The following is a 12485-nucleotide window of genomic DNA, read 5'->3' as shown; positions in this document are numbered from 1 at the left end:
CCAAACTGTTTGCCAGTATTGAACTCGGCACAATATTCAGCCTGGTTAAGTACTTCATGGTGGTGTTGGTGGTGCTCATTATTCACGGCCTGGTTACCTATTCTGCTTTATTAAAAGTGTTCAGTGGTTTGAGCCCGGTTATGTTACTTACCAAAATGCGCGATGCGGCGTTATTCGCTTTCAGTACATCAAGCAGCAGTGCCACTTTGCCGGTTACCATGGAAACCGCGCGTAATAAGCTGGGTGTAGGTAAATCCGTATCCTCATTCACGCTGCCTTTGGGTGCCACAATCAACATGGACGGTACCGCTATTATGCAAGGTGTGGCGACGGTGTTTATTGCTCAGGTATATGCAGTAGATTTAACCCTGGGTGATTATGTTATGGTGGTACTGACAGCCACACTGGCTTCTGTCGGTACGGCGGGTGTACCAGGTGTAGGCTTGATCATGCTTGCCATGGTACTGCAGCAAGTTAATCTGCCAGTAGAAGGTATCGCGCTAATTATCGGTGTGGACCGCTTATTAGACATGACGCGAACAGCCGTGAACATTACGGGTGACTGTACGGTAGCCTGTATTATTGCGAAGTCTGAAGGTGAATTAGATCAATCGGTATTTGACGACCCGAATGCGGGCTCGAAACAGGAAGACGTCGACTTTGAACATTTCGATCGCAACGCGTAACAGCTAACGGCGACCTGCCCGGGTTAATGTAATGCCCGGGCGGGTGCTATCGCAGCGGCTTTATGCGCTGGATACAAGGTAGCAAGAATACTGAGTGTCAGTGCAACAACCACCGTTATTAACACATCTCCCCAATATAACTGCGACGGCAGAAAATCAATAAAGTAGATATCGCCTGACAGGACCTTAATGCCCAACAGTGATTCCAGCGCGCCAATCCAGGCCGATAAATTCGGCGCAGTGATCACCGCCAGTAATGTCCCCCAAAACACACCAATAACGCCGTTAAGCATGCCCTGATACATAAAGGCGAATCGCACCTGTCGGTCTGTTGCGCCCATGGTTTTTAATATAGCAATCGACGCCTGCTTTTCTTTCACTGCCATGACCAATGACGACACAATATTGAAACAGGCCACGGCAATAACCAGTGACAGCGCAATGTAAACCACTACCCGAACCAATTTAATATCGTCGTACAGGTGTCCCTGAGTGCGGGTCCAGTCAGACATATACACCGCCTGGGGAAAGGTATAGCCAATTTCACGAATAACACTGTAAGCAGTAAAGGGGTCGTGCAATTGAAAGCGTAAGCCCTGTGCGCCCGAGGCAATACCAGACGCCTCAGAGGCCGCTTGCAAATGCATAATGCCGATCAGGTTGTCTAATTCACCGCCCAAACTCACTGTTCCGGCTAGTGTCAGGTACAGGTTTTTAGGGGCAGCAAACGTCAAATCTTCGGTGACCGATGGAATAACCACGGTGACCTTGTCACCCACAGCCAAATTGAGCTTTTTAGCTATCGCACTGCCGAGCAACACGCCTTGCGGCTGTGCTATTAAGCGTTGCCAGTCAGATGGCGCGATTTCCCGCTGCCACCGAGCGGGTACCTGCTCGGTCACCTGAATACCGGTCAGCTCAACCGCTTTCAGATTAGCGCCCTGCTGAATCATGCCGGTAATTTTTGTGTATGGCTCAACACTGACAACCCGGGGATCCTGACTAAAAGTAGCCTGATAGGTTTGCCAATCCTGAATGCCCGACTGGGTGACTGAAAACAGTTCACCATGGGGAATAATGGCCAGCAGTCTGTCGCGCAATTCGCGCTCAAAGCCGTTCATTACGCTGAGCAAGACGATCAGCACAAAGCATCCCAGGCCTATTCCTAATGTAGAAGACAGCGATACAAACGAGGTGTAACGATTGCTGGATTTACTTTTACGAAACCGGCGGGCTAATAATAAACTGATGTTCACGCTGCACCCTGCTCTCGCGTCGACAGCTTGCCATTGGTCAGTTCGAGTACCCGGTCCATCGAGTTCGCAAGTTGTATGTCGTGCGTCACTACAATAAAGCTCGTGCCCATTTGCTCACTTAACTCACACAACAGCGCGTAAATTTGCGCACCGGTTTTATTGTCGAGATTACCGGTTGGTTCGTCGGCAAGCACAATACTGGGATTATTTACCAGCGCACGCGCAATAGCGACTCGCTGACGTTCCCCCCCAGACAAAGCCGACGGCAAATGATGAATGCGATGGCTAAGCCCTACTTTTTCCAGTAACGCAGCAGCGCGTTCTTCTGCTTTGTTTTTGGACTCGCCGTTAATCATTAGCGGCATGGCGACGTTTTCGACGGCGGTAAATTCGGCCAACAAGTGATGAAACTGGTAGATAAAACCGAGCCTTTGATTGCGCAATGCCGCTAACGCGTTGCTGGATAACTCGGCCAGTACCTGCTTGTTAATTTCCACACTCCCGGCAGTAGGATGATCCAAGCCACCCAGAATATGCAACAACGTACTTTTACCTGAGCCGGAGCTGCCCAGAATGGCAATTTTCTCGCCTCGCGCCAGTTCAAATGACACACTGTCGAGTACTGCAATCTGATTGTCACCGTCGTGATAGGTTTTACTTACATCCCGACATACTAATGACATGTCTTTCGCCATGAATCCCTCATTTAATTCCCGGACTGGCCTTTCACTACTGTGAGAAAAGTAAACATTGCTTACTCAAAGACTTACAGCAGCTAAAGCCCAGACTGATGTTATCAACGCATTGTACTGTAAGGCAGGCATGGGGTATAGGCTAATCATCCTGTGCTCCTGCCTGTCTGAAGAATCGGGTAAATAAACCACTTTCCAGGTCGTATTCAAACCAAACCAATCACACTCAAGCATCATTTATGACCAATAAAGATTGATATTGCGTGATAATTAACAAAATTCGGTGTATGCTAGCGGCCAACTTTTACAAAAAATAAACAATTGCGAGATCGCAATGGTATTTTTACCGGCTATGAGAGGAGTGCTGCATGGCGACTAACCCGTTATTAGGCGTATTTTTTCACTGGCTAGGAGGACTGTTCTCCGCCAGCTTCTACGTGCCCTACAAGCGAATACAGCGATGGTCATGGGAAATTTTTTGGTTGTGTGGCGGCATTTTCAGCTGGCTGGTTTGTCCTTGGTTTTTCGCCTGGATTCAGACTGAGGATTTACTTGGGGTATTGTCATCGGTTCCGTCAGATGTGTTACAGCAATGTTACTTATGGGGTGCCGGCTGGGGCTTCGGCGGTTTAACATTTGGACTAGCCGTTCGCTATATGGGTATTTCATCCGGCATGGCCATTGTATTGGGTCTGACTACGGTACTGGGTACGCTGGGCCCACCTATTGCGTCGGGACACTTTGGAGAAGTTATCGCGACCACGAGCGGCCAGTTCGCTGTTGCGGGTACGTTCATGACACTGATTGGCGTGATCATTGTTGCCAAAGCCACCGCGGAAAAAAATCGCAGCCTGAATACCGCAGAAGACAGCGAAAGCATCGATATGCGTAAAGGCCTGTTGATTGCCCTGTTCTCTGGCATTATGTCGAGCTGTTTTGCCTTTGGTATTGCGGCAGGCAAGCCCATTAATGAACTTACTGTGGAAGCAGGTACTGCGTCATTATGGCAGGGTTTACCGGTATTATGTGTTGTGTTGGCGGGCGGTTTAACCACTAACGCATTGTGGTGTTTATGGTTGATTAAGAAAAACGGTACCGCAAGAGAGTATCTCGGCCAGGTCGCGGCATCGGCAGAAAAACTGCCTGTAAACAACCTGGTTAAAAACTACTTGCTCGCTTCACTGGGTGGCGCGCTGTGGTACTTCCAGTTCTTCTTTTACACCATGGGCGAAAGTCACATGGGTAAATACGAATTCTCCAGCTGGACCATTCACATGGCCAGTATCATTATCTTCTCTACCCTATGGGGATTGGCATTAATGGAATGGCGCGGCAGTAACCGTAAGAGTCGCATGCTGTTACTGGCAGGGATCAGCCTGTTGGTGCTGTCTACCATTGTGATTGGTGTGGGTAACTCGTTTCAGTAACTATGCACCTGTCGGCATGGGCGACAGGTCGTATTTCAGGCTGCTTTTTGCAGCCTTTTTTATGCCCTTGGCTTATTTGCTAGCAAGTGCGATTATTTGTCCATCCTGGCGACATACACATCATACTGTGATGAACCCGCCTCTCTGGAAAACATGACTTTGGCCGTTCTGTTTTTTCCAGTCTGACTTCGCGTTTTATATGTTGAGCCGTCGCTCCTGTTGATCTCGTAACAGTCCTGAACCTCATAAAACTTGATTAACTCACCTTTAGTCAAAGCCGATAAATCCCTGAATACCGCAAAACCGACCCGGTCTAACTCATTAACCAAATCCACATATTCGTCACAATACATTGCAATAGTACGCATCTTCATTCCCTGAATGCCGAACTTGTTGAATCGTCGATTCAAACACCACTCAAACTGTATAATTATTGTACACCCTGTGCATGGCAGGTTGAAAATGATTTATTGCTCATCGACGACTGACCATGGCGTGACGGACTTTGCATACAAAAAAGCCAGCTTGCGCTGGCTTGTATTCATTGTGACTTTTCGGAGTTATCTGAAACGCACGTGATCGCGATTAAGCTCGCTAATACTGCTGCAGCCCATCAGGCGCATGTCTCGTTCAATTTCAGCCACCAGAAGCTGCATAGCGCGTTCTACGCCCGCCTGACCGGCTGCCGCCAGCGCATACAGATAATAACGCCCGATTCCAACTGCTTTGGCACCTAAAGCCAGCGCTTTGAGTACATGAGTACCACGCTGAATACCACTGTCGAACATCACGTCGATTTGATCACCCACGGCATCGACAATTTCAGCCAGATGATCAAACGAACTGCGCGAACCGTCTAGCTGACGACCACCGTGATTGGAAATCACAATGCCGGTACAACCAATATCGACAGCGCGTTTGGCGTCATCGGCACTCATGATGCCTTTCAGGCAGAACTGACCGTCCCAGAACTTCACCATGTCTTCCACGTCTTTCCAGTTCATCGACGGATCCAGCATATTGGTAAAGTAGTCGCCGATTGAACTTGCTCCGCCGCCCATATCAATGTGTGCGTCCAACTGCGGAAGACTGAATTTTTCGTGGGTAATGTAATTAATACCCCAGGCAGGTTTGGTCGCAAACTGCCAAAGCCCTTTCAAGTTTAAGCGGAAAGGAATTGAGAACCCGGTGCGTAAATCCCGCTCCCGGTTACCGCCGGTAATTGAATCCACCGTGAGCATCATCACTTCAATATTGGATTCCTTTGCGCGTTCCATCATGGCCCGATTCAGGCCGCGATCTTTGTGGAAGTAAAACTGGTACACCTGCGGGGTGTTATATTGTTTGGCAATTTCTTCCATGCTCACGGTGCCCAGTGAAGACACACCAAACATGGTGCCGAACTTCTCAGCAGTCGCCGCCACGGCGCGTTCGCCCTGATGGTGGAACAATCGCTGTAATGCGGTAGGTGAAAGATACACCGGTAGTTTGAGCTTCTGCCCCATCACCTCGACTGACAGGTCGATGTCTTTTACACCGGTCAATACACGTGGGATTAAATCGCACTCGCGAAACGCTGACGTATTGCGGCGCAACGTGCTCTCGTCGTCGGCCCCGCCGTCGATATAGTTAAAAACAGGCCCCGGCAAGCGCTTTTCCGCTAAACGCCGAAAGTCATGAAAATTGTGACACTGACTGAGTCGCATTGTGAACAACCTACGTTAAGTACAGTACAAAACAAACAGCCCGCAGGCATGGCGGGCTGTTTCAATAAACGTTGGCAGGGCTCTACCCTGCCTGCACGCCGGATTTAAACGATACCAGAGCCTGTGGCATTGGGATCGCGTGGGCGGGCTTCGGCCATGGCTTTACGGTAACCCGCCTGACGATAAACTGCCAGCGGATCAATCGCAGAACCTTTGCGCAGACGCGCCATTGCCAGAATCGGAGACACGTCAAGGTTAAACGCATTTTTCAGTTCCAGCGACGCCATCAACGCGTCATTGCCTTCCTGGAAGCCATAAAGTGCTTCGCGGTTAACCAACAAGGCTTTCACGTATGAACGCTGAACCTCAATAGCAGAGTTGATCAGGCTCTCTGCCGGATCAGTCACGTTGTGTGACTGGTCAAGCATATATGCCGGACCAAAACCTTCCTGGTTACGGTATTCCGCATCAACCAACTCGTTGAAGATCAGGAACTGCTGATAAGGATGCAGTGAACCGCTGTCCAAATCATCGTCTCCGTACTTACTGTCGTTGAAGTGGAAGCCACCCAGTTTCTTAAACTGGATCAGGCGTGACACAATCATTTCAATGTTGGTGTTTGGCGCATGGTGGCCTAAATCAACCAGAGACTTACACTTAGGGCCTAAGTGCATGGCCGCAAGCAGGTTTGAACCCCAGTCCTGAATGATGGTTGAGTAGAACGCAGGCTCAAACATTTTGTGCTCAATGTGCATTTCCCAATCATCAGGCAGGCCTTTGTAGATTTCTTCCATGCTGGCCAGATAGCGCTCAAAGGCACGTTGGAAATGCTGTTGACCCGGGTGGTTTGAACCATCGCCTACCCATACAGTCAGGCTTTTTGCACCCAGCTTCTGACCGTACTCAATGACGTCCAGATTGTGTTGGATAGCCAGATCGCGTGACGCTTTTTGCGTATTGCTCAGGCTGCCGTACTTGTAAGAGTGTTCCTGACCAGGTTGGTCCTGAAAGGTATTTGAGTTTACCGACACCCACTTCAGGCCATACTCGTCTGCCTGCTGTTTCAGCTCAGAAAAGTCGTCTACTTTGTCCCATGGGAAGTGCGGAGACACGCTGTCGGTACAACCAGACAGCTCATTAATAACCGCGCAATCTTCCAGTTTTTCAAAGATGTTACGTGGCTCACCTTCACCCGGGAAACGGGCAAAGCGTGTACCGCCGGTACCTGTGCCCCATGAAGGGACAGCAATTTGGAACTCACCGGCTTTTGCCGTGATAGTTTCAATATCGATGTCTGCACGAGCCAGCTTTTCACCTAACGCGGCGTAATCACTGTTTAAGTCGCTCTCGCGCTTGGCGTTTTCGGCCTCCAGTAAGGCGCTATCAATACGTTTTTTCATTGTAATTCCCCTTATCGTAGGAAGGCTTCGTGTAAGCCGCCATCAACACTGATCACCTGACCGGTGGTTTTGCTTAATTGACCTGACACCAACAGGTACGCTGCTTCTGCCTGATCTTCTGGCGTAATTGGCAGTTTAGTCAAAGTACGCTGAGCATAGAACTCGGCCAGTTTGTTACGCAGTGATTCGGTGCTTTCCGATTCATCAAACGCAATGTCGTACTTAGTCAGCGACGAAATTACACGGTCACGTGGGAACATGCTGCTACCTTGTACCACAGTGGCTGGTGCCAATGCATTTACATTTACCGTTGGAGACAAGGTCACGGCCAATTCACGCACCAGGTGGTTGGCAGCTGCTTTACTGGTGTCATAAGCCAGAGAGCCTTTCTTAGACACTGCTGCATTTACGCTGGTGGTCAATACCATTGCGCCCTTAAGGCCTTGTTTTTCCCAAATGGTTTGGGCTTCAGACGCGACTACATAGCCGCCTTTCACGTTAACACCGAAGCTCAAATCGAAGATTTGGTCGTTCTTCGCCATGTCACCGCCTTCGGCCATGAACACACCCGCTGTAACAATCACTTTGTCGATACCGCCGTAGGCCAGCAGTACATCTGTAAACATAGCAGATACGGTTTCGCGCTTAGTAATATCGACTTGTAACGCAATCGCCGGGCCACAGGCAGAAATACCGCTGCCCGACACACCGATGCCCTGGCCGTAAATGTCGGTCAGTTCTTTCGCTGTGCGCTCAGCGTTTTCAAGACGCAAATCCGCACATACAACGTGAGCACCTTCTTTTGCCACACGGTGAGCCACGGCTTTACCGATACCGTCACCTGCGCCAATGACAACAACCACATCACGCGCCAAAGGCTTCTCAGCCGGCATGCGCTGTAGCTTTGCTTCTTCCAGTGCCCAGTATTCAATATCAAAGGCTTCTTGTTGTGGCAGTGCTGTGTATTCTGAAATAGCTTCTGCACCACGCATTACTTCAATTGCACAGTTGTAGAACTCAGCCGTTACACGAGACTCACTCTTGTTCTTGCCCCAGGCAATCATACCGATACCCGGGATCAGCACCACTGTTGGGCTAGGATCACGCATGGCCGGTGAATCTTCACGCTTGCACGCTTCGTAGTAAGCAGTATAGGACTCGCGGTAAGCCGCTAGACCTGACTTAAATTTAGCAATCAGTGTATCAACGTCGTCATTTTGCGGATCGAAATCAACATACAAGGGTTGGATTTTGGTACGCAGGAAGTGGTCAGGGCAAGATGTGCCCAGCGCAGCCAAACGCGGTGCATCAACGCTGTTTACAAAGCGTAGCGTGTTGTCATCGGTTTGCACCGTACCAATAAATTTCACTTTATTTGAAATCAGACCACGGGCAACAGGCAGGAATGCGGTCAGTAATTCAGTACGCGCAGATTCGCTCAGGCTCTGATACTTCTGGCCACCAAAGGTCATTTCGCCTTTGTCGTGCTCTTCAATATAACGCGCTGCGGTTTCAATGACCCACAGTGACGTTTCATAACAGCTCTTACTTTCAGAAGACCAGTTAGTGTGGCCGTGTTGACCTAACAAAATACCCCAGATGTCAGGGTTAGCTTTATAAGTGTCTTCGCACACTTTCGCGGCTTCCCAACCAGGACGCATCCAAGGTACATAAGCCAGTTTTCCGCCCCAGATAACTTCAGTCAGTTTTTCCTGGTCTTTACAAGACGCCACAGAAATAACTGCGTTCGGGTGCAAGTGGTCTACGTGCTTTTCGTCAATCATTGAATGCAGAGGCGTATCGATGGAAGAGGCGCGCGGGTTCAAACAGAAGTTACAGTGTTTGAACATGCCTACCATGCGGTCTTCGCCAGCTGACTTGTAGCCCTTGTCCGGATATACCTGATACACCTCGTCCAGGGCACGCAGCTTGTCTTCGTATAAAGAGGAGAAGTTTTCCTTGGTCGACGTTCTTAAGTCACCACCTGAACCTTTAACCCACAGTACTTCGACTTCCTGACCGGTTAACGGATCTTTTTCCATGATTTTTGCAGAAGTGTTACCACCGCCTGTATTGGTAATGCGCTGGTCTTCACCCAGCTTATTGGAGCGATAGACCAGGTTCTCTACCGGGTCGAGTTTGTCAGCAACGTCATCTTCCCATAAATAATTGACGTGTCTGTAGTCATCTGGCTGATAAGGCATGAAGGTGTCCTTTGCTGTTATTGCTATAAAATGACTTCAATTGCATATTGAAGATTGAATTTACTGAGCAATATACCTTCACAACAATCTTTGTCAATCATTTTCAATCACAAATTAACAGAAATGTAACAGAAGTGTCATTATCGAAACGACGGGATGTTAATTATTCGTTAGTTAACAAAAAGCTATTTAAATTAAACCGCGGGCGCGGCTAGGAAAGAAAAGCGGGAAGGTATCAGCCAGAGGAAAAGCCGTCTGGCTGATATCGATATACTCAGTCTTATTCGCAGGCTTCTACTACCACAACTTCTACACCGTGGGTTCGAATCTTGTCCAGTACTTCCGGGTCTGCATTCGAGTCAGTGATCACCACATCCACATCAGACAAACCGCAGAAAATCAGGTTGCCACGAATACCAATTTTACTGCTGTCAGCCAGTACAATAAGTTGGTCTGCGCGCTTACGGAGCTTTTGTTCCGCCAGAATTAACAGTGGATCGTTTTCAACTACACCGAATTCACTCACTCCGGGCGACCCCATAAACATCTTGGTTCCGTGGAAATTTTGGGTCGTGTCATTTTCGAAGGAGCTCAGAATAATGCTCTGTTTGCGATACACCTCTCCGCCGGGCAAGGTAATCTGATTCTGACTGTTTTCGAGTAGTTCGTTAGCAAGCACAAAGGAGTTGGTGAGGATATTCATACGGCGTTCGGTTAAAAACTCAGCCATCATGAACGTCGATGTTCCACCATTAATAATAATGGATTCACCGTCCTGACATAATTGCGTAGCGGCTTTAGCTATCATGCGCTTGGTGTCGGTATTGCGTTCACGGTCAACCAGAAACGCATTGCCTGACAGCTTAATGTTAGACACCGTGCGGGTATCAATAACCTGTGCCCCGCCGCGGATCTTTTTGATTTTATTAGCGCTGGCTAACTTCACCAGATCGCGGCGAATAGTGGCCTCAGACGAATTTAATTGCTTACACAACTCTTTCACACTGGCGAAAGATGACTCATCCAGAATATCTAATATTAATTGTTGTCGTTGTTTTTCCAGCATATTTGGTCCTGTTGTGTTTACGCAAACTTGACCAAATATAGTTATTTAACAATTCATTTTCAATCATAATGTGAAATTTATGATTGATTTTTATTGATTTCGTTATACCAGGCGGTTTTGTACTGCGATAATTGCGCAAATTCAGACGCTTTACACGGGTTGAGAGGAAAACTCAGCGCGTCAGTTTGCTCAAAATCGATAAGCGCAGCTGCGCCCATTACCGTGCCGGTGTTGTCAGCCGACAGGTAAACAGGCTGCTCCGGACGTAATTGCGCCACAATCTGGCACAGAATAGGGTTCTTCAAAAACGCCCCTTCAATAAAAATAGGGCCGGTTGCCGACAAATCGTTCAGGCGCTGATCGATCATTAACGCACAATAGAGTGTCGCTATAGCCTGCGGCGCTTTTGGTGCCTCCGGACAGCACAACGACGGTGTCATTCCACCATAAGGGCCATTACCCGCACTGAAGTCAGGCGTGACCAGCCATTGTTCATGTATGGCTTGTTGTACGTCGCTGTGTTCGACGGTCATACTGATGTTGCCGCCAAGCTGGGTACAAATACTTTCGTATTCCCTGCCCCCCATAAAGCGAGCACAACATACAGGATTGCCTTTCACATCCACATTAGCCAGTGTGTCCTGATGACCCGCCAGTGCAGATACGTCACCATTGCCTTGCATCAGGATTGTCCAGGTACCCGTAGAGATGACCATAAAAGCCCCCTCTCCGGTTTGCGAAGATTTCAGATAGCGCAGGAAGCTTGCGTTACTGTCGTGTACACCTGCGTAAATATTGCAATCAACCGGCAGTCCAGTTTCTTCGGCCACACCCGCACTCACCTGGCCCAGGCAATCCCAGGCATTGCGCATAGTCGGCATAAGATGACGCCAGTTTTGCTGCGACACCAACGACGAATAATCAGCAGATTTGGGCACCCACATATCGGTATGACAACCCAGAGAAGTTACTTCACTGGCAAGCTCACCACCAAAACGCCAGGCCCAGTACTGGGGATACATAACAATATGTGTAGCAGCATTGAATTTTTCAGGGTAAGTCTGTTGTAGCCAGAAAAGCTGTTTGCCCAAATTCAAGCCGGCTGGCAATTCAGGTGACAGCGTCTGCTCAAAATCAGGACGCACATGTTGATAGGCTGCGGTACACGCATCTACGCCAGTAAATTCGTAGTCGAGCACAGGCAGTGCCAGTGCATTGGCCTTATCGGCAATGTCAGTATTGATCAGAGCCGCGGTAGCACCGTGGGTGGTAAATACCAAATCGGTTACGGAAGCGGTATGCGGATAAGAACGAAACGTCTCTGCCAGCCAGGCCCAGATAGACGCCACATCAGCCTGAGGGTACATCCCCGCAATTGGGGCGTTCTTACAACTAAAACTGGCTTGTTCTGCACCGTCTTTCACAAACAGTAATTTAATGTGGGTCTTACCGATATCGAGAATGGCTTTCACTGAATTGCTACCTGTCCGTTTCGCCTTGCCAGACATCGACAAGTCCGTGAATAGTGACCTGTAGTGTTGCCTGCAAGTTACATGAATTTAACAATGAACATGATAACGCAAAAACAATCATTATCAATCATAAAAATTCAGAATTTGTAGGATTTGGTAGCGCTTGTTCAAAATAGAAACACATTTGCTGGTAAGGCAATTAGGCTGGCAGAAGATAAATGAGTGCAACGAATACCAGGACCACAACTGCGAAGCCGGTAAAAATACAGCGCCCTTCCGCTCTGTCATTGGATTGAGGATAACGACCGAAAGAGATGAGTTTCAGTGTGCCTCTGCCAATCCAATAAAGGACAACGTCGACAAACAATTCAAACAGCACCCACTTCGCAACGCGGAACGTAGTACGCAACAGACCTTCGGCTAATTCTTCCATACAGGGATTCCCGGACAATATGTGCCGTGAAGTATAAAAAAGACTGTGTAGTGATGTAAGGGATGATTTGTAACGAAACGTACAGTGTAGATAAGATTCCCGAATGGCGGAGCGGACGGGACTCGAACCCGCGACCCCCGGCG

Annotated in this window: 11 protein-coding genes; 2 read left to right on the top strand and 9 right to left on the bottom strand. The window is 48.7% G+C overall.

Annotation, left to right across the window (positions count from 1 at the left end):
* Positions 1 to 686: dicarboxylate/amino acid:cation symporter (locus tag AC4MRN_RS15045; protein WP_491203723.1), on the top strand; the 686-nt coding region annotated here is incomplete at its 5' end.
* Between the two features lie 23 nt (positions 687 to 709).
* Here AC4MRN_RS15045 and AC4MRN_RS15040 read toward each other — a convergent pair.
* Both AC4MRN_RS15040 and lolD read right to left on the bottom strand, forming a co-directional pair.
* On the bottom strand, positions 710 to 1942 hold the full coding sequence (locus tag AC4MRN_RS15040; protein WP_370240732.1) for a lipoprotein-releasing ABC transporter permease subunit: 1233 nt from the start codon (positions 1940 to 1942) through the stop codon (positions 710 to 712).
* On the bottom strand, positions 1939 to 2637 hold the full coding sequence (gene lolD / locus AC4MRN_RS15035; protein WP_370167196.1) for a lipoprotein-releasing ABC transporter ATP-binding protein LolD: 699 nt from the start codon (positions 2635 to 2637) through the stop codon (positions 1939 to 1941). Before lolD ends, AC4MRN_RS15040 begins: the two co-directional genes overlap by 4 nt.
* Before the next feature lie 365 nt (positions 2638 to 3002).
* Here lolD and rhaT point away from each other — a divergent pair, with 365 nt between their 5' ends.
* Positions 3003 to 4061 carry an L-rhamnose/proton symporter RhaT gene (gene rhaT, locus AC4MRN_RS15030; RefSeq protein WP_487966665.1) on the top strand — a complete coding sequence of 353 codons (1059 nt, stop codon included), beginning with the start codon at positions 3003 to 3005 and terminating at the stop codon, positions 4059 to 4061.
* Positions 4062 to 4153: 92 nt separating this feature from the next.
* On the opposite strand, the gene AC4MRN_RS15025 is transcribed toward rhaT, so the two are convergent.
* From AC4MRN_RS15025 to AC4MRN_RS14995, 7 genes are all read right to left on the bottom strand, one after another.
* Complete coding sequence (locus AC4MRN_RS15025) at positions 4154 to 4429, bottom strand: hypothetical protein (protein ID WP_370240725.1); 276 nt, start codon at positions 4427 to 4429, stop codon at positions 4154 to 4156.
* Positions 4430 to 4621: 192 nt separating this feature from the next.
* Positions 4622 to 5767 (bottom strand): alpha-hydroxy acid oxidase, encoded by a 1146-nt coding sequence (locus AC4MRN_RS15020; RefSeq protein ID WP_073324751.1) that lies wholly within the window; start codon positions 5765 to 5767, stop codon positions 4622 to 4624.
* A 104-nt stretch (positions 5768 to 5871) separates the two neighbouring features.
* Positions 5872 to 7167, bottom strand: a complete 1296-nt coding sequence (gene rhaI / locus AC4MRN_RS15015; protein WP_155015043.1) for an L-rhamnose catabolism isomerase — start codon at positions 7165 to 7167, stop codon at positions 5872 to 5874.
* 11 nt (positions 7168 to 7178) lie between these two features.
* Positions 7179 to 9371 (bottom strand): bifunctional rhamnulose-1-phosphate aldolase/short-chain dehydrogenase, encoded by a 2193-nt coding sequence (locus AC4MRN_RS15010; protein WP_073324753.1) that lies wholly within the window; start codon positions 9369 to 9371, stop codon positions 7179 to 7181.
* Positions 9372 to 9651: 280 nt separating this feature from the next.
* Positions 9652 to 10437, bottom strand: a complete 786-nt coding sequence (locus AC4MRN_RS15005; protein ID WP_073324754.1) for a DeoR/GlpR family DNA-binding transcription regulator — start codon at positions 10435 to 10437, stop codon at positions 9652 to 9654.
* A 77-nt stretch (positions 10438 to 10514) separates the two neighbouring features.
* Positions 10515 to 11945, bottom strand: a complete 1431-nt coding sequence (locus AC4MRN_RS15000) for an FGGY-family carbohydrate kinase (RefSeq protein ID WP_491203722.1) — start codon at positions 11943 to 11945, stop codon at positions 10515 to 10517.
* 163 nt (positions 11946 to 12108) lie between these two features.
* Entirely contained in the window at positions 12109 to 12342 is a 234-nt protein-coding gene (locus tag AC4MRN_RS14995) for a hypothetical protein (RefSeq protein ID WP_155015044.1), read from the bottom strand.
* Positions 12343 to 12485 lie beyond the last annotated feature (143 nt).

This window comes from Marisediminitalea sp. (assembly GCF_984433645.1).
This window is presented reverse-complemented; position numbering and strand designations above follow the sequence as displayed.

What these genes read in the sequence shown, in the direction of transcription:
- rhaT (WP_487966665.1), top strand. Translation starts at nt 3,003, where the DNA reads ATGGCGACTAACCCGTTATTAGGCGTATTTTTTCACTGGCTAGGAGGA.
- lolD (WP_370167196.1), bottom strand. Translation starts at nt 2,637, where the DNA reads ATGGCGAAAGACATGTCATTAGTATGTCGGGATGTAAGTAAAACCTAT.
- AC4MRN_RS15010 (WP_073324753.1), bottom strand. Translation starts at nt 9,371, where the DNA reads ATGCCTTATCAGCCAGATGACTACAGACACGTCAATTATTTATGGGAA.
- AC4MRN_RS15005 (WP_073324754.1), bottom strand. Translation starts at nt 10,437, where the DNA reads ATGCTGGAAAAACAACGACAACAATTAATATTAGATATTCTGGATGAG.
- rhaI (WP_155015043.1), bottom strand. Translation starts at nt 7,167, where the DNA reads ATGAAAAAACGTATTGATAGCGCCTTACTGGAGGCCGAAAACGCCAAG.
- AC4MRN_RS14995 (WP_155015044.1), bottom strand. Translation starts at nt 12,342, where the DNA reads ATGGAAGAATTAGCCGAAGGTCTGTTGCGTACTACGTTCCGCGTTGCG.
- AC4MRN_RS15000 (WP_491203722.1), bottom strand. Translation starts at nt 11,945, where the DNA reads ATGTCTGGCAAGGCGAAACGGACAGGTAGCAATTCAGTGAAAGCCATT.
- AC4MRN_RS15020 (WP_073324751.1), bottom strand. Translation starts at nt 5,767, where the DNA reads ATGCGACTCAGTCAGTGTCACAATTTTCATGACTTTCGGCGTTTAGCG.
- AC4MRN_RS15025 (WP_370240725.1), bottom strand. Translation starts at nt 4,429, where the DNA reads ATGCGTACTATTGCAATGTATTGTGACGAATATGTGGATTTGGTTAAT.